The 23,054-nt window shown below is 55.6% G+C and carries 25 protein-coding genes and 1 tRNA gene; 13 read left to right on the top strand and 13 right to left on the bottom strand.

Features of this window, described 5'->3' with window-relative positions; all coding sequences use genetic code 11:
* The first annotated feature begins 253 nt into the window (after positions 1–253).
* Positions 254–1,216 carry an L-malyl-CoA/beta-methylmalyl-CoA lyase gene (locus AC2FNR_RS04840; RefSeq protein WP_496848262.1) on the top strand — a complete coding sequence of 321 codons (963 nt, stop codon included), beginning with the start codon at positions 254–256 and terminating at the stop codon, positions 1,214–1,216.
* A 33-nt stretch (positions 1,217–1,249) separates the two neighbouring features.
* Here the strand turns inward: AC2FNR_RS04840 and AC2FNR_RS04835 are convergent, their stop codons facing one another.
* Both AC2FNR_RS04835 and AC2FNR_RS04830 read right to left on the bottom strand, forming a co-directional pair.
* Entirely contained in the window at positions 1,250–1,828 is a 579-nt protein-coding gene (locus tag AC2FNR_RS04835; RefSeq protein WP_170754939.1) for a PA14 domain-containing protein, read from the bottom strand.
* A gap of 116 nt (positions 1,829–1,944) precedes the next feature.
* Positions 1,945–2,397, bottom strand: a complete 453-nt coding sequence (locus AC2FNR_RS04830) for an Lrp/AsnC family transcriptional regulator (RefSeq protein WP_496848261.1) — start codon at positions 2,395–2,397, stop codon at positions 1,945–1,947.
* Between the two features lie 73 nt (positions 2,398–2,470).
* On the opposite strand from AC2FNR_RS04830, the gene AC2FNR_RS04825 reads away from it, so the two are divergent.
* Positions 2,471–3,067, top strand: coding sequence for a LysE family translocator (locus AC2FNR_RS04825; protein WP_496848260.1), 597 nt, complete (start codon positions 2,471–2,473; stop codon positions 3,065–3,067).
* A 1-nt stretch (position 3,068) separates the two neighbouring features.
* Here AC2FNR_RS04825 and AC2FNR_RS04820 read toward each other — a convergent pair whose 3' ends face one another.
* On the bottom strand, positions 3,069–3,902 hold the full coding sequence (locus AC2FNR_RS04820; RefSeq protein ID WP_170356070.1) for an AraC family transcriptional regulator: 834 nt from the start codon (positions 3,900–3,902) through the stop codon (positions 3,069–3,071).
* Positions 3,903–4,024: 122 nt separating this feature from the next.
* Between AC2FNR_RS04820 and AC2FNR_RS04815 the strand changes: the two genes are divergently transcribed.
* Entirely contained in the window at positions 4,025–4,987 is a 963-nt protein-coding gene (locus AC2FNR_RS04815) for an acetyl-CoA carboxylase carboxyltransferase subunit alpha (RefSeq protein WP_170356069.1), read from the top strand.
* 5 nt (positions 4,988–4,992) lie between these two features.
* Here the strand turns inward: AC2FNR_RS04815 and AC2FNR_RS04810 are convergent, their stop codons facing one another.
* From AC2FNR_RS04810 to AC2FNR_RS04800, 3 genes are all read right to left on the bottom strand, one after another.
* Positions 4,993–6,120: a lytic murein transglycosylase gene (locus AC2FNR_RS04810; protein ID WP_170356068.1), complete on the bottom strand. Its 1,128-nt coding sequence runs from the start codon at positions 6,118–6,120 to the stop codon at positions 4,993–4,995.
* Positions 6,121–6,232: 112 nt separating this feature from the next.
* Positions 6,233–6,880, bottom strand: coding sequence for a GntR family transcriptional regulator (locus AC2FNR_RS04805; RefSeq protein ID WP_170356067.1), 648 nt, complete (start codon positions 6,878–6,880; stop codon positions 6,233–6,235).
* Between the two features lie 30 nt (positions 6,881–6,910).
* A complete protein-coding gene (locus AC2FNR_RS04800) occupies positions 6,911–7,606 on the bottom strand; it encodes a M48 family metallopeptidase (RefSeq protein WP_496848259.1) in 696 nt (231 codons plus the stop codon).
* 100 nt (positions 7,607–7,706) lie between these two features.
* Between AC2FNR_RS04800 and AC2FNR_RS04795 the strand changes: the two genes are divergently transcribed.
* On the top strand, positions 7,707–8,033 hold the full coding sequence (locus AC2FNR_RS04795) for a TIGR02300 family protein (RefSeq protein WP_170754928.1): 327 nt from the start codon (positions 7,707–7,709) through the stop codon (positions 8,031–8,033).
* A 140-nt stretch (positions 8,034–8,173) separates the two neighbouring features.
* Positions 8,174–8,249, top strand: a tRNA-Ala gene (locus tag AC2FNR_RS04790).
* A 439-nt stretch (positions 8,250–8,688) separates the two neighbouring features.
* On the opposite strand, the gene AC2FNR_RS04785 is transcribed toward AC2FNR_RS04790, so the two are convergent.
* The gene (locus tag AC2FNR_RS04785; protein ID WP_480624639.1) at positions 8,689–9,750 is read right to left on the bottom strand and encodes a LacI family transcriptional regulator; all 1,062 of its coding nucleotides are present in this window, start codon (positions 9,748–9,750) and stop codon (positions 8,689–8,691) included.
* A gap of 170 nt (positions 9,751–9,920) precedes the next feature.
* Here AC2FNR_RS04785 and AC2FNR_RS04780 point away from each other — a divergent pair, with 170 nt between their 5' ends.
* From AC2FNR_RS04780 to AC2FNR_RS04750, 7 genes are all read left to right on the top strand, one after another.
* On the top strand, positions 9,921–11,147 hold the full coding sequence (locus AC2FNR_RS04780) for an ABC transporter substrate-binding protein (RefSeq protein ID WP_170387233.1): 1,227 nt from the start codon (positions 9,921–9,923) through the stop codon (positions 11,145–11,147).
* A gap of 69 nt (positions 11,148–11,216) precedes the next feature.
* A complete protein-coding gene (locus AC2FNR_RS04775) occupies positions 11,217–12,110 on the top strand; it encodes a carbohydrate ABC transporter permease (protein ID WP_170387234.1) in 894 nt (297 codons plus the stop codon).
* The gene (locus AC2FNR_RS04770; RefSeq protein ID WP_170387236.1) at positions 12,103–13,008 is read left to right on the top strand and encodes a carbohydrate ABC transporter permease; all 906 of its coding nucleotides are present in this window, start codon (positions 12,103–12,105) and stop codon (positions 13,006–13,008) included. The genes AC2FNR_RS04775 and AC2FNR_RS04770 overlap by 8 nt, the downstream gene beginning before the upstream one ends.
* A 6-nt stretch (positions 13,009–13,014) precedes the next feature.
* Positions 13,015–14,091: an ABC transporter ATP-binding protein gene (locus tag AC2FNR_RS04765; protein ID WP_480624637.1), complete on the top strand. Its 1,077-nt coding sequence runs from the start codon at positions 13,015–13,017 to the stop codon at positions 14,089–14,091.
* Between the two features lie 52 nt (positions 14,092–14,143).
* Complete coding sequence (locus AC2FNR_RS04760; protein ID WP_170387240.1) at positions 14,144–14,884, top strand: sugar phosphate isomerase/epimerase family protein; 741 nt, start codon at positions 14,144–14,146, stop codon at positions 14,882–14,884.
* 11 nt (positions 14,885–14,895) lie between these two features.
* On the top strand, positions 14,896–16,029 hold the full coding sequence (locus tag AC2FNR_RS04755; protein ID WP_480624636.1) for a Gfo/Idh/MocA family protein: 1,134 nt from the start codon (positions 14,896–14,898) through the stop codon (positions 16,027–16,029).
* A 344-nt stretch (positions 16,030–16,373) separates the two neighbouring features.
* The gene (locus AC2FNR_RS04750; RefSeq protein WP_496748826.1) at positions 16,374–17,171 is read left to right on the top strand and encodes a GNAT family N-acetyltransferase; all 798 of its coding nucleotides are present in this window, start codon (positions 16,374–16,376) and stop codon (positions 17,169–17,171) included.
* Positions 17,172–17,418: 247 nt separating this feature from the next.
* Here AC2FNR_RS04750 and AC2FNR_RS04745 read toward each other — a convergent pair whose 3' ends face one another.
* From AC2FNR_RS04745 to AC2FNR_RS04725, 5 genes are all read right to left on the bottom strand, one after another.
* Positions 17,419–18,093, bottom strand: coding sequence for a class I SAM-dependent methyltransferase (locus tag AC2FNR_RS04745; RefSeq protein ID WP_496748827.1), 675 nt, complete (start codon positions 18,091–18,093; stop codon positions 17,419–17,421).
* A gap of 174 nt (positions 18,094–18,267) precedes the next feature.
* Positions 18,268–19,038, bottom strand: coding sequence for a DUF2182 domain-containing protein (locus AC2FNR_RS04740; RefSeq protein ID WP_496848258.1), 771 nt, complete (start codon positions 19,036–19,038; stop codon positions 18,268–18,270).
* A 28-nt stretch (positions 19,039–19,066) separates the two neighbouring features.
* Complete coding sequence (locus tag AC2FNR_RS04735) at positions 19,067–19,687, bottom strand: DUF1326 domain-containing protein (protein ID WP_496848257.1); 621 nt, start codon at positions 19,685–19,687, stop codon at positions 19,067–19,069.
* A 246-nt stretch (positions 19,688–19,933) separates the two neighbouring features.
* Positions 19,934–20,128 carry a DUF1059 domain-containing protein gene (locus AC2FNR_RS04730; protein ID WP_170519304.1) on the bottom strand — a complete coding sequence of 65 codons (195 nt, stop codon included), beginning with the start codon at positions 20,126–20,128 and terminating at the stop codon, positions 19,934–19,936.
* Positions 20,129–20,159: 31 nt separating this feature from the next.
* Complete coding sequence (locus tag AC2FNR_RS04725) at positions 20,160–20,570, bottom strand: GFA family protein (protein WP_496748830.1); 411 nt, start codon at positions 20,568–20,570, stop codon at positions 20,160–20,162.
* Positions 20,571–20,729: 159 nt separating this feature from the next.
* Between AC2FNR_RS04725 and AC2FNR_RS04720 the strand changes: the two genes are divergently transcribed.
* Positions 20,730–21,626, top strand: a complete 897-nt coding sequence (locus AC2FNR_RS04720) for a LysR family transcriptional regulator (protein WP_480908502.1) — start codon at positions 20,730–20,732, stop codon at positions 21,624–21,626.
* Between the two features lie 55 nt (positions 21,627–21,681).
* On the opposite strand, the gene AC2FNR_RS04715 is transcribed toward AC2FNR_RS04720, so the two are convergent.
* On the bottom strand, positions 21,682–22,914 hold the full coding sequence (locus AC2FNR_RS04715) for a flavin-containing monooxygenase (RefSeq protein WP_480714496.1): 1,233 nt from the start codon (positions 22,912–22,914) through the stop codon (positions 21,682–21,684).
* Positions 22,915–23,054 lie beyond the last annotated feature (140 nt).

The following is a 23,054-nucleotide window of genomic DNA, read 5'->3' as shown; positions in this document are numbered from 1 at the left end:
GCAGGCGAGAGTTTCGCGAATTCCTTGGGCAACATGAGGCCGGTTGGGAAATTTTTGCACAACTACCCAAAATTCCGCAAAAATCTTTCATGTTCTCAAACCGATTAAACTTTAACCACCGGGGACGCAGCGTATTTTGGTGAATGCTGCGAATGCAATGCCGCATCTGCACAAAGGCGCTTGCGCAGGCTTGCGCAATTTAATACCCAATGAGGCAAGAAAATCGTAATTTCCTTACTCGCACGAGGTCCAGATGAGCTTTCGCCTTCAACCCGCCGCCCCTGCCCGCCCTAACCGCTGTCAGCTGTTTGGCCCCGGATCGAACACCAAGCTGTTCCCGAAAATGGCGGCCTCGGCGGCCGATGTGATCAATCTGGACCTTGAGGATTCCGTCGCCCCCACCGACAAGGACGTGGCCCGTGCCAATGTGATCGAGGCGCTGAACACAATCGACTGGGGCGGCAAATACATGTCCGTCCGCATCAACAGCCTCGACACGCCCTACTGGTATCGCGACTTGGTTGATCTGCTGGAACAGGCCGGCGACCGTCTGGACCAAATCATGATACCCAAGGTGGGTTGTGCGGAGGACGTCTATGCCGTTGACGCGCTGGTCACGGCGATCGAGCGCGCCAAGGGCCGCACCAAGCCGATCAGCTTTGAAATCATCATCGAATCCGCCGCTGGTATCGCCCATGTCGAAGCCATCGCGGCCTCCTCCCCGCGTCTGCAGGCCATGAGCCTTGGGGCAGCAGACTTTGCGGCCTCGATGGGGATGCAAACCACCGGCATCGGTGGCACGCAGGAAAACTATTACATGCTGCGCGAGGGCGAAAAGCACTGGTCCGATCCGTGGCATTGGGCGCAAGCCGCCATCGTCGCCGCCTGCCGCACCCATGGCGTGCTGCCGGTTGACGGCCCGTTCGGCGATTTCTCGGATGATGAGGGGTATATCGCACAGGCCAAGCGCTCGGCCACGCTGGGTATGGTGGGCAAATGGGCGATTCACCCCAAGCAGATCGCGCTGGCCAATCAGGTCTTCACCCCGTCGGACGAAGCGGTGTCCGAGGCGCGCGAGATCCTGGCGGCAATGGAACAGGCCAAGGCCAATGGCGAAGGCGCAACCGTCTTCAAAGGGCGTTTGGTCGATATCGCCTCGATCAAACAGGCCGAGGTGATCGTGGCACAGGCCGAACTGATCGCCGCCAACGGTTAACGAAGCAAGGCGCCCCCCGGGGCGCCTTTTTCTTTACCGACCGAAGACGTCGTTGGGCGTCCATGTAAAACGCTCGCCCTTTTTGCCCGATTTCATCATCAGGCAGGATGTGCCATATTTCTGAAAATATGTGATCTTCAGCGGATACCACCCGGCTTGTGGCACTTCGACCTCGGTTCTCTGATTGGCTTCGCAGCCTTGCCGCCCATTGACATAGCCGATCTGCTGCCCCCCGACCCAAGCGTCGATACCGTCATTCGACCAAGTCTCAAGCTCATAGACACCGGGTGAGTCGAACTTGATATACCCAGTGACTTCGGCTGCGACGTTGAACGCCTCGTTGAATGTCAAAACCGGATCGCCTTCGGTCGTATCACGATAATCCAAGCCACGCAGTGGTTTACCTGACTTGGCTTTCTTCAGAAGAAAACCAACTTTGGCCAAGTTTTGAATTTTGCGAGGAGGGTTCCCTTCCCATGCGTATTTCACATCCAATCCGGGTTTGGGATTGGGTTGCGGGTTTGCCGGTTGCAGTTTCAAGGGTGCAGCCAACGCACCCCCGGCGAAAATCGCCAAGGCAGCGGCAAGTGCTCCGGTTCGAACGAGGTTCATGGTCTTCTCCCTGATACGGTCCCTTTGAGGTTATTCCCCATTTCGGTGGGACATTTGTTCAACACTAGGACGTCGGAAATTACCCGGCAAGAGAGTTAACAATCACATTTTCGCAGTCATCCGCGCATATCTTTGGGAGAACCCATCACCACGTATGACGTGATCGAGGTGACATGCGGCAGTGTTCCCAAAACGTCGGTGTGGAATGTTTTGTAGGTGGGCAGATCTTGGCACTCTACGCGCAACAGGTACTCGATCGTTCCGGTGATGTTGTGGCATTCAACCACCTCGGGCGCGTTTTGCAGTGCGCGTTCGAACCCTTCCTGCGCCGCTTTTGTATGCTCGCCCAGCCCCACACCGATATAGGCCACAAAGCCCACCCCTAACGCCGCAGGGTTCAATACTGCGCGGTAACCTGAAATTACGCCTGAGCGCTCCAGCTCCTGCACCCGGCGCAAACAAGCCGAGGGGGACAGACCCACACGGTCGGCCAATTCCAGGTTGCTGATACGGCCATCTCGGGTCAATTCACGCAATATATGTTGGTTTATTTGATCTATCTTCGACATTTGTTGCTAAAAATAAAGACGCACGCACAATTTTGCAATTTCATTTGCCGTTTTCTGGGCAATGCTGCGCGCCATGACCTATGACTTGCTTCTGGCCCTGATCACCTTTGCCTTTGTCTCTTCAATTACACCGGGACCGAACAACCTGATGCTGATGGCCTCGGGCGCAAATTTCGGGTTCCGCCGGTCAATCCCTCATATGCTTGGCATCGGGCTGGGTTTCACCTTCATGGTTGTTTTAGTTGGACTGGGTCTGGCGGCTGTCTTCGACCAATACCCAACCAGTTACACGGTGCTGAAAATCGCATCCGTAATCTATCTGCTATTCCTGGCCTGGAAAATCGCCAATGCCGCACCTTCAGGTCAAGCGGCCGAGGCTGGAACGCCCATGACGTTTCTGCAAGCTGCCGCATTTCAATGGGTCAATCCAAAAGCGTGGGCCATGGCCCTGACAGCGACCACGGCCTATTCACCGGGCCGCACGCCCGAGGCCATTTTGATCGTGGCGCTGATCTTTGGCGCCGTCAATCTGCCATCGGTCAGCACATGGACGGTACTTGGGCAGCAAATGGCGCGAGTCCTCACGAACCCGCGCCGTTTGTTGGTTTTCAATTGGACCATGGCCACGCTGCTGGTTGCGTCGCTCTATCCGGTCCTTTGGCCTGCTTGATTTACTTGAGCGGCAGGCAGATTTCCGTCAGCAGTTCATCGGGCGGCGTATCGCGTGGGTCGTTGAGGTAAATCTCATAGCAGGGTTGATCCGCAGGCTCTTCGCCTGAGTCCGGCAGCCAATTGCCGAACAGGCTGTGATAGGCGGCATGAATACCGGAATACGGACCTTTGTAGCGCAAGACAGCGGTCTTACCGCCGGGGATACTGAGGTCTTCCATCCCGTCCGGGGCCGCGTCTCCACGATATTCCGCGCCTGCGTAGCTGCGCAGGTCCTGCTCGGGCACCTCGTCGGGGCTGTCAAGGTAAAGACCAATGACCGGGCCTAATTGAGGCCAAAGCTTGCGGGATTCGCACAACGCGCCGAAAGTTTCAAAACTCCTGCCGATCTCGGCATAGTTGCCGCGGTGCTTCAACGCGACAATCCGGCGGGCAGGTTCAGTACGGGTTTCAACGGGGTGCATCGGGTAGTCTCCTGTTTTGAAATGTGGATGTGCTGGCAGGAACAGACCGGCCTTGCGAAAGGCGGCAGGGCTGGTGCCATAGGCGTCAGAGAACGCCCGCGCGAAGGAGTTCAGGTTCGGATAGCCCACGTCGTTGGCCACTTGCGCAACCGGCACGTCGGTCTGCACCAACCGGCTGGCGGCACGGTGCAAACGGATCCGACGCACTGCCTGCGCACAGGTTTCGCCCGTTATTGCCCGAAACACACGGTGCCAGTGAAATCTCGACATCGCCGCCACATCCGCAAGTGCATCCAATGACAGATCCCCTGCGGGGTTGTCGTGGATATATTCAAGCACACGCAGGATGCGGGTTTCATAGCTGTTTGCCATCCGGTTTCGTCCTTCTTCCTTGCCCCCTCACACAAACATATTGCCGATCCACAAATCTTGCTGAGTTGCATCCCAGGCGACGTCAGGTCATATAGCAGGGAACTTCCGCGTTGAGAGGCGTCATGACCCAGTATCTGGATTTCGAAAAACCGCTGGCCGAGATCGAAGGCAAGGCCGAGGAACTGCGCGCGCTGGCCCGCGCCAACGAAGAAATGGACGTGGCCGAAGAAGCCGCCGCGCTGGATGCCAAGGCCGCCAAGCTGCTGGATGAGTTGTATGGCGATCTGACCCCGTGGCGCAAATGCCAGGTGGCGCGGCACCCCATGCGCCCTCATTGTCAGGACTATGTCAAAGAGCTGTTTACCGAATTCACCCCTCTGGCCGGCGACCGCAATTTTGCCGACGATCTCGCGGTGATCGGCGGGTTGGCGCGGTTCAACGATCAGCCCGTGATGGTGATCGGCCACGAAAAAGGATCAGACACCAAATCGCGGATCGAACGCAATTTCGGCATGGCCCGCCCAGAAGGCTATCGCAAGGCCGTTCGCCTGATGGAAATGGCGGGGCGTTTTGGCCTGCCGGTGATCACCCTGATCGACACCGCTGGTGCCTATCCCGGCAAAGGGGCCGAGGAACGCGGCCAGTCCGAGGCCATCGCGCGCTCGACCGAGATGTGTCTGAAGATCGGTGTGCCGCTGGTGTCGGTGATCATCGGCGAAGGCGGCTCGGGCGGGGCTGTGGCCTTTGCCACCGCGAACCGCGTCGCGATGCTGGAACATTCGGTCTATTCGGTGATCTCGCCCGAAGGCTGCGCCTCGATCCTGTGGAAAGATGCCGAAAAGATGCGCGAGGCCGCCGAGGCGCTGCGCCTGACCGCCCAAGACCTGTATAAGCTGGGCGTCTGCGACCGGATCATCACCGAGCCCAAGGGCGGGGCCCATCGCGATCCCTCGGCCACTGTTGAATCGGTGCGTGCGGCGATTGCCTCGATGCTGCAAGAGCTCGACGGCAAAGACCCTGCAGCCCTAATACGCGACCGCCGCCAGAAATTCCTGGATATCGGCTCGAAAGGTCTGGCGGCCTAAAGCACCTAGCCGCCCAACCTGCGCAACAGCGCGACCGAGGGCTCTCCGGTCACCGGAAGGCCATTGGCGCGCTGATAGCCGCTGATGGCGGATTTGGTGTTGTTACCAATCACCCCATCCGCGCCTTGCGTGTCGTAACCCGCAGCGGTCAGACGGCGCTGCAGCTCTTTGCGGTCCTCCAGCGTCAGCCCGGTCGCATCCGGCCCGAACGAGGCCTGAAAAGGCGCGCCCCCCGCGATCCGGTCTGACAGGTGTCCGACTCCAATCGCGTAGCTATCCGAGTTGTTGTACCGCTTGATCACCTGAAAATTGCGGAACACGGCAATGCGCGGCCCCGGCACCTGCGGCTGCAGCACCGCGACGGGTGTACCGGAAACCGTGCCGACCTCACCCCCCCAGGGCTGCCCACGCTTCCATCCCGAACGAGCTAGATAGGCCGCTGTCGACGCGAGCGAATCTGAGGGGTCCTCGGACCAGATGTCACGCCTGCCGTCGCCGGTATGATCCACGGCAAAGGCCAGATAAGAGGTCGGGATGAATTGAGTATGCCCCATTGCACCGGCCCAACTGCCGGTCATCTTGTCCGGCGTCGTATCCCCCGCCTGAATGATCTGAAGCGCCGCGATCAGCTGTTTTTCGAAAAACGCACCGCGTCGCCCGTCATAGGCCAATGTAGACGTTGCCGAAACCACCGGCACATCCCCGCGCCGCGCGCCATATCGGCTCTCTAACCCCCAGACAGCGACGACAACCTCTTTGTCGACACCATATTGCGCCTCGATCTGCGACAGAGTTGCGGCGTGCCGAACCATCATCTGCTGGCCTGTCTCGATCCGCTCATCCGAGGCTGCGATAGCCAGATAATCCTCGAGCGAACGCTTGAACTCGACCTGATTGCGGTCACGTTCGATAACTCCGGGCAAATAGCCTGCCCCCTGGAACGCACGGTTTAGGGTTGTTTGCGAAATCCCCTGCGATGCGGCGCGAGTTTTGAAACCGGCTACCCAGGCGTCCCACCCGGCATTCGGAACCGGCCGCATCCGCGATGCAGGAGCTGTGGTTTGCGTGCCACCTGAACAGGCGGCCAAGAGGGTCGATCCAAGACCGACAGAAAATACCCGACGATTGATCATGATTGAAATCTGCTCTTGTTGTGGTTTGGGATCAGAGTAACCCAGACCACCCGTCCAAGCCAGAACTGCTGTATCGAAACAAACGCACGCGGCAATGTCGGCAAATCGCCGCTTAAGTTACCAGCATCCGCAGACCCTGCGTCACGTCCGAACGCACCGCCAGACGCAAACCGGGTTCATCCCCGGCCTTGAGCGCGGCGATGATCAGTTTGTGATAATGCGGGGGTTCTGTACGCCGCAGCCGCCCATAAAGCGCCCGCATGGTCGGCCCAAGTTGCAGCCACACAGTCTCGGCCATCGCCAGCATCGCTGGAGCCTGCGCCCTTAGGTACAAAGTGCGGTGGAATTCGAGATTTGTGCGGATATAGCCAACGGCATCGCGCTTGGTAACCATCTCGGCAACGGTCATGTTGATGCTCTGCAATCGGTCGATCAAGGCCATGTGCGCGCGCGGCAGGGCCCGGCTGGCAAGCTCGACCTCTAGCAGCGCGCGCAGAGCTGCAAGTTCCTCGATACGGTCATTGGTCAACTCTGGTGTCGACACCCGTCCGGATGAGGACAGGAACAAGGCACCTTCGGCCGCAAGACGCCGCACAGCTTCGCGTGCGGGCGTCATGGACACCCCGAATTCTTTACCGATCCCACGCAGGGTCAACGCATGACCCGGAGCGATTTCCCCATGCATGATCCGCGCACGCAGGGTCCGATACACCCTGTCATGCGTAGCTGTCTGCGAGTCGGAAGAACGCGTGTTTAACATTTGACCATGTGATCACAAATTGATTTGGGGTCAACTCACAGGAGCGTCAAATCTGTACTGATGCAACTGCGCCCCGTTGTCGCGCAACCAACGCCGCTGTTCACGGTAGTCACCAAATATCCGCTCAACCTGATCCCAGAACGCTCGGGAATGGTTCATCTCGACCAGATGGGCCACTTCATGTGCAGCGACATAGTGCAGAATTTCAGACGGCGCGAGGATCAGCCGCCATGAAAACATCAAACCACCAGCCGAGCTGCATGACCCCCAGCGCGACCGCGTATCGCGAATAGTCAGGCCAGAGTAACTGCGCCCCAACATTGCCGCGTAGTCATCGCAGGCACCGGTCAACCGGTCGCGAGCGAGCTCTTTCAGAAACCGGGCCAAACGCTTTGCCTCGGCACCCTCGGGCACCGCGATTTCGTCGCCTCTGAGAAGCACGCGCCGACCTTCTGCTGGGACGATTCGCCGTTCGGTTCCTTCGATTGGTAACATCTGACCAAATTGCACCACCGCAGGATCCGGACGATCTTGCAGATGTTGGCGTATCCAGTCTGCCTTGAGATGCGCAAAATTCAACGCCTCAGACTCGGGCACACCATCGGGGTAAGTTAGTGTAACACGTCCATCCAATTGGGAAATCCGCAGGCTGATCCGCCTGGCACGCGCTGATTTGCGCAGTGTCAGCCGCACACGGGGTGTGCCGGGCAGTGCGTGCTCTCCCATTGGTTATGTTCTCCTGTGCAAAGGCTTTGACAGTGCCCGCTGCATGTGGCACGTGACCTGAATCGTTATTACGACTCACCTGATATCAAGGGGATTTCACATGCCCAAGGAAGAATGGGGCGTTAAGCGCGTTTGCCCAACAACCGGCAAGCGGTTTTACGACCTGAACAAGGACCCGATCGTCAGCCCCTATACCGGCGAGATCGTTGAGCTGGACACCGGCAAAAGCCGGATGATTGCGGCTGACGCGGAAGATGCGGCCTCGGCCAAAGCGCGCGAGAATGCGTCGAACGAGGATATTGTTCTGGACGATGACGACAATGTCGACGTCGATCTGGACGATGACCTGCTGGATGATGATGACGACAACAATGATGACGTCTCTCTGGACGACATCAAAGACATGTCGTCTGAAGACGAAAACTAATACCGTTCAGAGGCGGCCCAGCGCCGCCTCGAACCTTCCCGGACGATGAGCGGAAAGATTTTGCCAGAATCCATTTTTGGACTTGCACTCGCTGCCGCCGTCTCATAAACGTCCGTCCACTGCTTCGGCAGTCCCTAGATGGGGCCTTAGCTCAGTTGGGAGAGCGCTTGCATGGCATGCAAGAGGTCAGGGGTTCGACTCCCCTAGGCTCCACCAAAATCCATTGATTTTATCGAACTATTTCGCGTCATTGCGCGTCTGCCCCTATTCTAACCCTAAATTCACGCCGCTTGCCGAGGCTTCCAGCGTCGTATCCCCGAGGCCCAACCGAGTCGGAATGTCGCACCCCACCCCCCGGCCTCACCCGGACGCGACGCAATTTTGTTTATACCCCAAGCACAGCAAGCGCGGGGTATCTGGATTTTTGACTGCCAGGTCAGGTGAGACATGGCCACCCCCGCGCGGCTACAAACTCGTTACGCGGAGCGTACATCAGCTGCTTGGCCATTTGGTGCACTTAGCACGAAAGACCGCTTTGAAGTCCACGCAGACACCCGATCCATTCCGATGATTATCCGCAATGCGGGACAAAGCAGTCACTTGGCGACTGCGGTGCTTCTCTGGAGCTCTGCGTCGCGGCAACAGAGGGTTTCACTCAATGTCGCATTCGGTCAACGGGAATTTCGAGGTGCTGCATGGGCTTTTTCTCGGGTTCCAGCAACAACTGCAAAACGGCTTTGGCTAGAAACCGGCCAGCGTCACTGACATCCTCGAACTCGACGACAATATTCTCACGGAACATTTTCAGGACGGGGATTACTTCTTTTGAATACACGTCGATATCCTCGCCGAGCTTGCGCCCCATCTGTTCAATCGCAACGATTGCCGCAATCGCTGTTTTAGACGACGAACTGACGATTGCATCAACTTCCGACGAGTTCTGTAGCCTGTGTTTTATCCAGTGCCGGAGCTGGTCCGAGGACTGATCGCTGTCAACGTTTTGAGCGATGCGGTAACTCAAGCCTAACCTGCTGCAGGCTTCTTCCAGCCCGCGCTTCATATCTTGCGAATAGTTCTGATTTAGCGGTGGCAGGATCGCATGGATGTTTTCCCGACCTCTTGCAGCCAAACGATTGATCGCCACACGCATGAAAGCGCTGTTGTCATAGTCGTAGTAGGCGTGCCGCTCGCACCATTTTGTCCGTCCATGCGTTGCAAAAGGGAAGTTGTGCTTAAGCAGGTATTCGACGCGCCGGTCTTCGGGTTCGGTCATGTTGAAGATGACGGCATCAGCAGAGCGTGTCTTGACGATATACTCGATGGGCCGCAGCGAATCTTCGTCGGGGAACCAAGGCAGCACGTTGAGATGAAACCTTGTGCCACGCAGTTCCTGCGCAATCGAACTGGTCAATCTTGATGTGTTGTTGATGACGTCGCCCTCGGCGGGAACAACAAGTGAAATAACATTTGTACGTCCGGTTCTTAGACGCACTCCAGCGCGGTTCGGAACGTAGCCGATGGCATCCGCAACGTGGCGAACAAGCTGTTTTGTCTCTTGTCCTATGTCCGGTGCATCGCCCAACGCGCGCGAAACTGTGGCCACCGCTAAGCCACTGATGCGCGAAATGGTTTTCTGCGTCGGTCGCTCTCCCGGCAGAACTTGAGAGACCAACTCTTCAGTACTTAATTGACTGACTTCGGCCACCGTTTTCTTCATCGACCCTCTCCGTTCACCAATAGTTGGCAACTTGCGCAATATGTGTACTTCCATCGCGATCGGCTTCGGCAGTACTCAGATGGATTTATAGCGAGTCAAAAAAAATGCTTGCAAGGTATTTCTGTAACGATATAGATTTTTACTATAACGTTATAGTAAGGGAGGATGACATGAAGCGGATAAAATATCTGCTCTCGGCAACAGCGCTTGTTGTGGCGACAAGCGCGTCGGCAACTGAATTGGAAGTGATGCATTGGTGGACGTCGGGCGGTGAGGCCGAGGCGGTCAAGGAAATCGCGAACGCGTTCAACGCAACAGGCAACACCTGGGTCGATGCAGCCATCGCGGGCGGCGACAACGCAAGGCCGGTCATGATAAGCCGTATTGTTGGCGGAGATCCGATGGGCGCGTTTCAGTTCAATCATGGCAGGCAGGCTGAAGAGCTGATCGAAGCGGGCCTGCTCCGTGACATCACCGACATTGCCGAAGCAGAAGGCTGGACCGATCTGGTAAACCCGCCTTCTCTACTGGCTTCCTGCACTGTTGATGGCCGCATCTACTGCGCGCCTGTCAACATTCACTCCTGGCAGTGGCTCTGGGTCAGCCACAAGGCATACGAAGATGCAGGTGTTCCCATCCCGACAAATTGGACTGAATTCGTAGGCTCGGCCTCCGCGCTCGAAGCCGCGGGCAAGATCCCCATGGCCATGGGTCAGCAGGGCTGGCAGCAGGCCGGTGCGTTCAGTGTTCTGATCGCAAGCCTCTTGCCAAGTGAAGTTTATAACAGCGTATACGGTGACAAGAATACGGATGTTGCTGGTGGTGCCGAAGTCGCCAGCGTCTTCAAAGCTGCTGCCGATGCGCGGTCAATGGCCGCCAACTCAACGGTTCAGAATTGGAACGACGCGACTGCGCTGGTCATCAAAGGCGAAGCCGGTGGCCAGATCATGGGGGACTGGGCGCAGGGTGAAATGGCAGTCGCAAACGTTACCGCTGGCGAGGATTACAGTTGCCTTCCTGGGCTGGGCATGAATCCGCGTCTTTCAACAGGCGGAGATGCATTCTACTTCCCTGTTCTCTCGGACGAAGCCCAGATCGCCGCGCAAACCGAGCTGGCTAAACTGATGCTCGATCCCGAAACGCAAGTGGCCTTCAACCTCAAGAAGGGGTCGCTCCCTGTGCGCGGTGACGTAAACCTGGACGCGGCCAATGACTGCATGGCGAAAGGCCTCGATTTGCTCAAGGCGGGCGCGCTGCTGCCCGACGTGAACCAGTTGATCACGCCAGACACCAACGATCAGCTGAAAACGCTGTTCACAGAGTTCTTTGCGGATGCGTCGATGACACCCGAAGATGCGCAGAAAGAATTCGTCAAGATCATCGGTCGGGCTGAATAAATACTGACAGTGGATTGCGGGCTCACTTGCCCGCAATCCGACACCAACAGTTGAAGGGAGGGGGAGCAGATGGCTTCGCAACGCCCAAACCAACTGTTCCGCAACCTGAACGCAAAAATAGCCTCGATCCCCATGATCGTTACCGCTCTGTTTGTGTTCGTTGGTGGGACAGCCTGGACAGTGGTTTACAGCTTCACCAGTTCGGGATTGCTGCCGCGGCTGAATTGGGTTGGCCTTGATCAATACGACCGCCTCTGGGGTACGAAAAAGTGGCTGGTTGCGATCGAGAATCTTGCAATTTATGGCTTTTGTATGCTCGCTCTGGTGTTCGTGATCGGGTTCATCCTCGCGGCGCTGATCGATCAGAAAATACGTTTTGAAAACACCATCCGCACCGTCATCCTTTACCCCTATGCCCTGAGTTTTGTCGTCACAGGGTTGGTTTGGCAATGGATACTGAACCCTGAATTCGGCATCGAAGCCATCGTCAGGGGAATGGGGTGGCAAAGCTTCGAATTCGACCCGCTTTACAACCCGGAAATCGCCATATTCGGTGTCCTGATTGCCGGGCTCTGGCAAGGCAGCGGGCTGGTTATGGTCCTCATGCTCGCCGGATTGCGCGGGATAGATCAGGATGTCTGGAAAGCCGCACGCGTGGACGGCATTCCCGCATGGAAAACTTATCTGTTCATCGTCATTCCCATGATGCGCCCGGTGTTTATAACGACATTGGTTCTGACAGTAACCGGCATCGTCAAGCTATATGACTTGATCGTCGCGCAAACCAGCGGCGGCCCCGGTATCGCCACCGAAGTTCCCGCCAAATACGTCTACGACATGATGTTTGGCGCAAGCAACCTTGGTCAGGGCTTCGCTGCCTCGACCATGATGCTGCTCACAGTGGCCCTTGTCGTCATCCCTTGGGCCATCCTCGAGTTCGGAGGAGGGAAGAAACATGGTTGATGTCATGTCTACGACGCTCGAGGGGCCGCAGGGGCCCAAACCCACCAAGATGCTTTCGCGGAGAAACATCTTTCTCTATGGTACCTTGCTCGTCGCTGCACTCTACTACGCGCTGCCCCTCTACATCATGGTCGTCACGTCACTGAAGGGAATGCCGGAAATACGCGTCGGGAACATTTTTGCCCCGCCGCTCGAAGTCACATTCGAGCCCTGGGTCAAGGCTTGGTCCGAAGCCTGTACGGGCTTGAACTGTGAAGGCTTGAAGGTCGGTTTCTGGAATTCAGTCAGAATAACAATCCCTTCAGTCCTAATTTCGATCGTCGTCGCATCGGTGAACGGGTATGCCTTGGCGAACTGGCGTTTCAAAGGTGCAAACGCATTCTTCACCATCCTGATATTTGGCGCCTTCATTCCCTATCAGGTGATGCTCTATCCGATCGTCATCATGTTGCGAGAAGTCGGTCTTTATGGATCACTCACCGGGTTGGTCATTGTCCACACGATCTTTGGCATGCCCATTCTGACCCTGCTGTTCCGCAACTACTTTACCTCGTTGCCGGAAGAGTTGTTCAAAGCCGCTCGCGTCGATGGTGCTGGGTTCTGGCGCATCTACTTCCGCATCATGCTGCCGATGTCTGTGCCCATTTTCACCGTCGCCGTGATCCTGCAGGTCACAGGCATCTGGAATGACTTCCTGTTTGGCGTAGTCTACACCGGCCCGGATACTTACCCGATGACGGTACAACTCAATAACATCGTCAATTCCACGCAAGGCGTGAAGGAATACAACGTCAATATGGCCGCGACCATAATTACAGGTCTTGTTCCGCTGACCATCTATTTTGTCTCCGGCAAACTCTTCGTCCGCGGTATCGCGGCCGGCGCCGTCAAAGGGTAAACCCTCATGAGCAACTCAGTTGAAATCAAAAATCTTGATCTGGCGTTCGGTTCGGTCAAAGTGCTGCAAAACCTCAATCTGGAAATCGGCAAAGGCGAGTTTCTAGTGCTTCTCGGCTCGTCCGGTTGCGGAAAATCCACGCTGTTAAACTGTATCGCCGGCCTGCTTGACGTGACCGCAGGTCAGCTCTTTATCAACGACGAGAACGTGACATGGGCGGAGCCTTCCGAGCGCGGTATCGGCATGGTTTTTCAATCCTATGCGCTCTATCCTCAAATGACGGTCGAGGGAAACCTGTCATTTGGTCTGAAAAACGCCAAGCTGCCTAAAGCCGAAATAGCAGCCCGCATCAAACGTGCCGCAGAGATCCTGCAAATCGAATCCTTGCTTAAACGCAAACCGGCCGCTCTGTCGGGAGGCCAGCGTCAAAGAGTTGCCATAGGGCGCGCATTGGTGCGGGACGTCGACGTTTTTTTGTTCGATGAGCCGCTGTCGAATCTGGATGCCAAATTGCGCGCGGACCTGCGTGTCGAGATCAAGCGTTTGCACCAGAACCTTGGAAATACGATGATCTACGTAACCCACGACCAAATCGAAGCCATGACGCTTGCGGATCGTATTGCGATTATGCGCGGCGGTCAGATCATGCAACTGGCATCACCGGAAGAAATCTATGGTCGCCCTGTAAACAAATACGTGGCTGACTTCATTGGATCACCGTCAATGAACTTTCTGGAAGGCCACATCAAAGACGGCGCTTTTGAAACGGGCAACCTTTCGATCCCACTATCGGGGTACGAATTCTCCGCTGGCCCGGCGACAGGTCCTGCGACTTTGGGGATCCGTCCCGAACACATCATCACCGGCGAACTGGTCGGCAAAGCCCCTTTCCAGACAGATGTTTCGGTCAGCCTTATCGAGCCTACAGGATCAGATACACTCGTCGACTGCGAAATTGCCGGTAGCCCGTTCCGCGTCCGTATGGATGGGCAGGCCAAGATCGCGGTGGGCGAAAAACTGCAGCTCGGGCTCGATCTATCAAAGGCCTCGCTCTTCGACACCAAATCCGAACTGCGGCTGTGAGCCAAAAGCGTCCGCCATCATTGAAACAGTCAGACAATCAAAGGATTGAGTTATGCCTGCCATCTCCTATCAGCTTTATTCTTCGCGCAACTGGGACGTGGAGGAAACCTTTGCCATGCTCGCGGATCTGGGGATCAATGAGGTCGAAGGTTTCGGTCCATACTTTGATGATGTTGAAAAGACAAAATCCCTACTCGACGCCTATGGCCTGACCATGCCGACGGCACATTTTGCCTTGGATTTGGTCGAAACCGACCCTGATCGTGTGATCGACGTTGCAAAAAAAATCGGCATTCAAACAATTGTCATCCCGTTTGTGGCACCCGAAAATCGTCCATCCTCGGCGCAGGGGTGGAAGGAATTTGGCGAGCGTCTTGTTTCTGCTAGCAAACCTGTCTTGAACGCAGGTCTTGGCTTTGCCTGGCACAACCACGACTTCGAAATGGTGCCCGTCGACGGTCAGACACCTCTAGATCTGATTGCCGCGGCCTCAGAGGATATCCAGATCGAACTTGATCTCGCTTGGGTAAAATTCAGCGGCGAGGACCCAGTCCAATGGATTGAAAAATACTCAGGACGGCTGGTCGCAGTGCACGTGAAGGACATCGCTCCGGTAGGAGAAAACGCGGACGAAGACGGCTGGGCAGATGTTGGCTATGGCACGATGGACTGGCCTGCGATCAAGCGGGCGATGGATGCTGCTCTCGTGCGACGTTACGTGATCGAGCACGATAATCCCAATGATCACAAGCGGATGGCTCAACGGTCACTCGCAACTGTTCAATCATTCTGAGGAAGAACGCGATGCAGGTATATGGTGTCGGAATAATCGGGTGCGGCAACATCTCGACCGCCTATCTGAATCTTGCGCCTTTGTTCAACTATATTGAAATCCGGGCAGTCGCGGACCTGAACATGGAAACCGCGCAGGACCGGGCTCAAGAGTTCGGCGTCCGCGCGGATACGGTCGAAGGTCTGCTGGCAGCCGACGATATCGACATCATCCTCAATCTCACGATTCCAGCCGCGCATTTCAGTGTCACAACGTCGATCCTCGAAAATGGCAAGCACGCCTATTCGGAAAAACCGTTTGTATTGACCCTTGAGGAAGCTGAAACACTGCGGAAAATGGCGCAAGAACGAAATCTGCGGATCGGATCAGCGCCGGACACTTTCCTGGGCGGTGCCCATCAGGCGGCCCGTGCGGCAATCGACAGCGGCGAGGTGGGCGAGATCATCGGCGGCACATGCCATGTCATGTCGCATGGAATGGAGTCCTGGCACCCGAACCCGGACTTCTTTTTTCAACCAGGCGGCGGCCCAATCCTCGACCTCGGCCCTTACTACATCTCTAATCTTGTGCAGTTGATTGGCCCGGTTAAAGCCGTGACGGCCATGGCTTCGGCAAGCTTTGCTGAACGCGAGATCGGCAATGGACCACGATTGGGTGAAATGGTTCCGGTCGAGATCCCAACAAACGTTCACGCGCTCCTGGAGTTCGAAAACGGCGCTTTGATCACATTTGGGGCAAGTTGGGACGTCTGGGCGCATCGCCACGACAATATGGAGTTATACGGCACCAGCGGCTCTTTGTTCATTCCGGACCCAAATTTTTTTGGTGGCGAGGTGTTGATGTCAAAGGCGCAGGGCGAAATCACACAAGTACCAGACAACAATCATCCATTATCTGTAGCAAATGGTTCGGATGGATCCGGGGTGCATCGTGCCAACTATCGTTGCGCAGGCCTCGCGGAAATGGCTCAGGCTATTCAGGAAAACCGTCCACACCGGTGCAGCCTTGAGATGGCGACCCATGTTGTTGAAGTCATGACCAGCATTTTGGCCTCAGCGCAGGATCGCGGCTGGGCATCCATGACGACGACCTGCGCCCAACCATCTTGGCTTGGCCCCGAACAAGCAGTCCAACTAATGCGGTGAAAACCACAATTTGCGCGATAGACGCAAAGTCAGCAGCTTCCCGCGCGCCGACCATCAGGTGCTAGTCCCTACGATTGTGGAAGCTTTCCGCTGAGTGTTGATTTACTTGTTTGGCCCTTTGTCCGTAGTGCGCTTCTCGCGACACTTTGAACGGGCTGCTTCGGGCTCGGTGCGGTCGTTCGCTGCGATCTGTCTGAGCGACCGCTTTGCGGACATAGTTGCCATTCACCCTCGACCAATAACTCTCTTTTCGTCGCGGTCTCGCGTCTGACGTGCGCTTGACGACGCAACTTATATCAAACGATCATCGTCGAACCATTTTGCAGCGGCCCAAAGGATAACCCATGGAAGTATTTGGAAGTGATGCACAGCGGCGTATGTCGACCATGGGTGAGCACCTTATCCAGCTGTTGGGCGATGACCCTCGATTTTGTAGCCATGGACGCGGTATTCAAATTGCCAACGAGTACAGCGGGGCTTTGGATGATGCCGTTTCAATGGCCCGAATACTTGGCATCACGGCGATAGAAAGCATACCGCGTCAGGAGGTAACGAGGACGCGAGAAGTCATTGAAAGTCAGGGATTAAAAACTGACACAATCGCTTGTTATCTTGGCGGGCTGAAGTGCGTTGACATCGCTCGGAAAGTAATCGCAACACGGGCGCTGCCCGAGGATTTGACCGTACGTGTGATTGATCGAGACTCTCCGCCAGAATGGCTTCAAGCTTTCGCAGAAGTCGCGATGAGCCACGGTGTTCTGCCGCCAATAGGGCCAGTTATGCGCGGATTATCTCGCCCCGGATTTGCTATGGTCGTCGTTGATAGATTAGGTGCTCCAGTTGCAACTGCGGGTTCGGTTCTGTGCCATCCGCCCAGCAGTCGGTTGCATCGTCGCGCTCAATGGGGGCAACTTTCGACCAAACCTGACCGCATGGGTGAAGGTATTGCAAAAGTCTTGGGCGCCAAAGCTATGATACACTCTCATGAAAAGCTTGGCGCAACAGGGTTCAAGACAGGCATCGCTCCTGGCAACGCTGCCTCAGCACGGTTGTGCGAAAGACTTGGCTTGGAGGATAGCGGCAGCGACATAGTCGCGATCATCGACCCGAATGTATACTCGGAAGATCGGTTGACCAAGTGAGCCATTCGGAAGTTTGTTGTCGCGTTATATCAACGACACTCGCGCCAACCTGACTGAAACTTCTTAAAAAACTAAGATTAGGACGAGTTCTAGTTGCATTGGGCTAGTTGTAGCCGCTTGCCGGAGGTTACTGGCCAATTGCTTTGCCGAACCCAAGGCCGCGTCCATGATTTCATCGAATAATCTCCAAGGATCGCTATGTGGGCACAATTGCCATACGGAGCTGGATCTCGCGGTATGGCAGCCGTTAACAGGAAACGATAAAGTGGTATGCGGCGCAGGGCTGGTGTAAAACGATCTTCCCATCAAGGGTTTCGACCGACCGGTTGAATGCGTCTTCCACGTCGGAAGAAACCTTTTCATAAGCTCTAGAACGATCTGGATCCGGCCAAACAATCTTTTCCAGGAACGCTTCGAAACTCGGATATTCACGAGTAAGGACGTACTCTTTTTTGTTTTCCAACCGAAATCCGTCTACTCCGTCCAAGTGGTTAAGTGTTTCGTGAGAATGCGTTCGAACGAGGGTTTCGTCTTCCACCAATCGTACAACGTCAAACATTGTCCCATAAGGATAGGGCTCCACTATGTGCAACCGCCCACTGCTTCCAAGAACGCGGCGAATTTCAGTGAACGCAGTGTTCTGAGCCTCCACTGGAACGTGATGAAGTGAGAAGAACAAACACGCTAGGTCCTGCGAGCCGGAGTCGAGGGGCAGATCTTCGGCAGCCCCAAGCCTAACGTCTATATTTCTTGGAAGATCTTCTTTGGCCTTCGCAACTTTGTCCGGATCTATTTCTATTGCGGTGACTTTGGCCCCTGCTGCGTACAAGTCTCGCGAATAGACGCCGTCACCCGCACCAACATCGACGACTTGAAGCCCATTAAGTTCGCATATCGATTTTAGGTGATCGATGTGAGTCATTGCCAACTCCAGCAAATCTGAATTGTCCTGCAACAGATTAGCACACCAATTCCCCTGTTTCCGTTTTGGGTTCGGAGCGGAACTTAATCTCCCGCAGAAATTGCTTGTCCGGCGACGTGTTGAAGATCGCTCTGTGGCGGCATTTATCCAGCCTGTGAATGCACCAACGTTTCCTCAGGCGAGCATGATCAGCGACCCGCCCCAGACAATCAAAACCACGCCCAATCCACGACTCAGAAACCGCCCGAATGGCAACGTCTTTTCCGCCAACACCACGATTGTAAGTACGGCAACCCACGGCAGGTTCATAACGCCCAATACAAACAACAGCACCATCAGCATCCAGCAGCAGCCAAGACAGTAGGCCCCGTGGTGAAGCCCCATCTTCGCGGCACCCAGGGACCCCTCCTGCCAATGAGCCGTCAGAAAACTCATGGGCGAGCGGCAATGCTCCAGGCAAGCGTTCTTGAGCGGCGTCCATTGAAACAACCCGGCGAGTATCAACATCACGCCGCCCACAGTCGGCGCAACCCTCCCCATCATTGAGGAAAGCGCGCCACCAGTGTGCAGCCACCAATTCAATACAGTCGCCGCCAGCGAGAACCCCAGCCAAACCAACAGATACCCCGCAACGAAGCTGCCCGTTGGCACGAAGGGTCGCCCTGCCTCCTCCCGCTTCGCGCGGACCCGCTCGTAGATCATTACGGCGGGTGTAACCGAAGGCAGCATCATCGCGAACATCATCACCGCCCACATGATAAGCATGAAGACAAAATCCGCGACTGACCAATGCATCATCATCGGCATGGCCATGTCGCCAAACATCGTCATCGAGGACGAACCAAGCCCGAGGTAAATTGTATAGGCCCACGCCAGCGCCGTGAGCGCAACTAGCGCTGCCAGCACCAGCGCCCGATCTCGTCGTGCGACCCCTACAGCATTCATTATGATGGCCTAAAGATCCGGCCCGGCCTCAGCCGGCCCAAGCGACTTGTCCGACCACACCCGACCGGCCCGTCCAGGTCACGGGCATATCCGCGTCGTTCCAAGTGGTTCCTTCACTGGGGGCCAGATCACCTTCATGCCCCTCATGCCCGAAGGCGAGGCTGAACGCGGCGTTCTGCAGTTTCATCTTGTTGCCTAGGTCATTGACCAGACGGCGGGATTTCATCTCGCCCACACCGGCCACGCTTGCAGTTATTTCGCCATCGGCCTCGGTCACGCTGATCCCGGCGCGTTTGGTCGGAAGCCAGGTCGACAACAGGCTTGCCGGCACCTCCATGCCGCCGCCGGACGCACCCTGCAAGATAGTCTCCAATGCCGCCGCCTGCGCATCGCTGGCGTTTTCGTCAATGTACACTCGCCCGGTGCCGTTCGCATCGAACAGTGTCGGCCCGGGGAAATGCAATGAGACAATCGCATTTTGGTTAGTAAGGTCCACGCCTTCATGAGAGCCCTCGCTAATGCGTATCAACAGGGATGTCGCGCAATACCCTTGGTCCAAGAGCATAAGGTCAGCTTGTCCGAACCAGCATGGGCAAAGCATGTTGCAATTGCAGGTTTCGACGAGTTCCCCTGAAACATTCCAAGACATGATTTCTCCTCCCATCCCATATTTTCCACGGCTGCATTTTAGCAGAAAGGCTGCTTTTCACCAATCAACCAGAAGGTTAACCATGTCTCCTCATGGCTCAGAGATGCCTATCCCTACAACTTGCATGATTAGCTGGTTGGTAGCCCATGCCGGTCCTTCTCAAAAAAGTCGCCATTCGTCAGCAAGCGATCCAAACCGAAGTTCAAGGCCGATATCTCGTTGGGCGTCGAAGCTCAACTGATCTTATCAAGCTGGCTTAATCAGTGTTTCCAAGTATGCCCGAGTGTCGGCGTCCCACGAACTGGGGTCCTCTCCATGGGCGACTACCGCGTGCAGTTCCATGAGCTTCCAGACTTCGTCCTTGGTCGCAGCAACTACTTTACCTGGGCAGGCCTCCATGCCTTCGCAATCCTTGCAGGCATATGAGTATGCAGTGTACATCGCTTTCTCCCCCGTGCGCTCGGAAAGTTGGTTAGAACTCAAGATACGTCGGCAGCCCGTCGTCGAGTTTTATCCATGGCTGCTGATGTGAAACGAAAACGTGGGCCTTAGGTTGCGCAATCGATGGGTCGTCCAACGTTACAGCAGAAAACCAAGCGTCAGCGCTCCAGTCTTGGCCCTCAACTTCATTTAGGGCGGCATATGTCAACGTCGTTCCGCAGTCCCGACAAAACCCGCGGCGAATACCCGGAGTTTTCTCCATGTGTTGGATTTCGCCTTTTATAACGGCGAAGTCTTCGGCGGCTACCTTAGCCCAAGTTGCAAAGGCGCCACCAAGGGCCATTTGGCATGAACGACAATGGCAATGTCCCGACCAGACAGGTGGTGTCGCGATCTGGTATCGAACAGCACCACAGTAACATCCACCTTGAAGTTTTTCCATCGTATCAAGATCTCCTGGCATGCGGCTAGGTTGACATCGGTACTAAAGCATCCGCACCTATTTTTTATAGTAACAGCGCAGATTTCACTGTGAATAATGTCAAGAATGCCGATATCATGCGACTCAAATAGTCTAACCAAACGTTAGAAAATCTACAGTATGGATTGGTTGCACCTTCCCCCGATGAACGCTTTGCGCGCTTTCTCAGCAGTTGCGGAAGCCGGGAGTTACACCGTGGCGGCTGAACGCTTGAACGTGACCCAAGCGGCTGTCAGCCAGCAGGTGAAATCGTTGGAAAGGCATTTGGGTGTAGCTCTCGTTGCTAAACGTGGGCGCAGCATTGAGCTGACCGAGCCAGGCATCATGCTTTCACGTGAACTGGGTATCGGCTTTGAAATTATCGGAAGGGGCGTCGAACGACTGGCGGAACATGCAGCGCACCGTCCCGTTCAAGTGACCATGTCACCAGCATTCGCAGTGGAGTGGCTGTTGCCGAGAATGGCAGAGTTTCAACAACAACATCCAGAGATCACTTTGATGCTGAACCCAACTTCTGAACTGGTTCAGATAAAGCCGGGTGGTATCGATGTCGCCATTCGGTATCACGATAAACGCATGCCAAGAAAAGAAGAGGATACTGTCCTTGTTTCCGACATGGTCGTGATCGGAGCACCTTCACTGGTGGAAGGCCAAGATCTGCGTGACCCGGCCTCTTTAACGAAGCTGCCCTGGTTACAGGAACTGGGCACCAACGAGGCGGCCGACTGGTTCACCTATCATGGGGTCGTACCTCCCGAGCCATTGACCATAAATCACATGCCTGGGAACCTGATCATGACTGCGGTTCGCCGGGGTGACGGTATCACGTATTCTGCCAGAGCTTTTTTCGAGGACGATCTGTCATCTGGTCGGATGATTGAGTTGTTCTCTGAGCCACTCTTCGGCGTCTATTACATCCAGACTCAAGCAGAATTTCAGCGTCCCGAGGCTAAGATGTTCGTCAAGTGGCTTAAAGCACAATCACAAGTCGTATCGGCACACACGTCCGTAAACTGATCTAGTTACAGTTGGAAACCTTAGATCCAAGCTGGGCTCTAGGCTGTCTCGTAGCTTATTTGTCCGAAGTTGAAATCAAGTGATCAACTACGTACTCCGCGTCCTCGCCCACGCCATAAAACAGGCCAGACCCTTGTGTATGCATCCAATGCAGTCCACAGAAGTACAGGCCTGCTATTTCCGTAGTACCTCGCTCATATAGCGGATAGCCACTCTCATCGAAGACTGGCAAGTCGATCCATCCAAAATCGCGGTGAAACCCAGTTGCATATATGACGGTTGAAACATTTGCTGCAGCCAAGTCGAAGAACGGCGGTTCAGGTTTGGGCTGCCAGTTGATCGGGACAACAATTTCCTTGGGATCATCGAGCCCATTCTCTGCAACGAACGTGTCGATGCTCTCCATTTCCGCGCGACACACATCGTCCACTGTCTTGAGCGTCTCTTCAAGTCCGCCCGCCAAAATCAGACACCCGTCTTGTACACCCTCAACCTTGCTGTGTAGCTTGACCCCGTCGAGCGCCATCTGGCGCAGATCAATAATACGACCACCCTCTCGCCCAGAGAGATGTGGATGGGCTTTGAACCGGATAGCTGTCCCTTTGGGATGGTCTTTTACCGCCATGTTCATGTACCCAGTCGCCAAGTCCCATTCAAAAATGTCGCGCCCCCTATAGCGACGTGGGATGCGGCCAGCACTGCCCACTGCGAGATGTACGTCGCGCCCGGATAAGTGCAGGTCCTCGGCGACCTGACACCCTGACTGACCACTTCCAATAATGAACACCGCACCATCCGGTAGGCTCGCTGAATTGCGATAGTCACACGTATGTATGCCAGTAACTCTTTCGGGCAGATCGTAGTGCCAACTTGGTATATTCGGGTGTTGATGCGTGCCAACGGTGACGATCAAGTTCTGCGCTCTGATTTCGCCATCTGATGTGGTTAGTTTGAACCGACCCGGTCCTGCACTTGCCTCGATTCTAGCCACCTCGACGCCCCCTCGATAGGGCGGACCAAAACTGCTCGCATAGTCTTCGATGTACTTGACGATCTCATCGCGGAGCATGAAACCATCGGGATCATCCCCATCGTAATGGAAACCTGGAAGTCGGCAGAGTTTGTTAGGAGAGACCAGGCAGAACGAGTCCCAACGGTTACGCCATGTGTCGCCAATCTGCCCGCGGTCCAAAACAACGTGATCATGACCAGCCTGCTTTAAGTGCCAGCTAACGGAAAGACCAGCTTGACCTCCGCCCACAACCACAGTGTCAATCAGGGTGTACATAGCAGCAAACCTCTCTATGAAACTCTATCGGCGACAGCTAGTTGCTTCAACGTATCAATGTCCGCTCCGGGCTGATTGTGTTGAAAAACTCTGCTTGAACTGGGCTTTCACCGCTGATTCACTTCTCCCGAGGCGAGGGA

Source organism: Ruegeria sp. SATB045, assembly GCF_059613525.1.
The sequence above is the reverse complement of the archived record's forward strand: the minus strand, read 5'-3'. Positions and strand labels throughout refer to the sequence as shown.